The organism is Streptococcus sp. CCH5-D3, from assembly GCF_001556435.1.
In the GTDB taxonomy this organism is placed as follows: domain Bacteria; phylum Bacillota; class Bacilli; order Lactobacillales; family Streptococcaceae; genus Streptococcus.
This window is the reverse complement of the sequence record NZ_LSIW01000134.1, coordinates 1-333: the sequence shown is the minus strand read 5'-3', so window position 1 is coordinate 333 and position 333 is coordinate 1. Positions and strand designations below refer to the sequence as shown.

The 333-nt window shown below is 42.0% G+C and carries 1 protein-coding gene; it reads left to right on the top strand.

The window, feature by feature from the left end:
- On the top strand, positions 1 to 333 hold a 333-nt coding region (locus AX662_RS10790; protein WP_197414697.1), incomplete at both ends, for a hypothetical protein.

The window sequence follows — 333 nt, the reverse complement described above, 5'->3', positions numbered from 1 at the left end:
TTAAACACGATGGAACAGCTAAAGTTCTTATCGCGACTGTAGGCGACATTGCGGACAAAGAATTTAACAACCGTGTCACTCCTCCAGAAGAACCTAAGTTCCAGCCAGAGAAATATGTTGTTTCTGAAGAGAAATTCGATATCACTGGTGATAAACTCGTTGATGATGATAAAGAGTTGGCAGACAAGTACGCAGATACCAATGCGAACCCATATGCGGACGATGCCTCAAACAACGAAAAACAAAACTTGAACACTAAGACTGTGAAACGTGGCGACAAGTTGGTTTACCAAGTATGGTTGGATACAACTAAATTCGACGCAGCTAACAAGG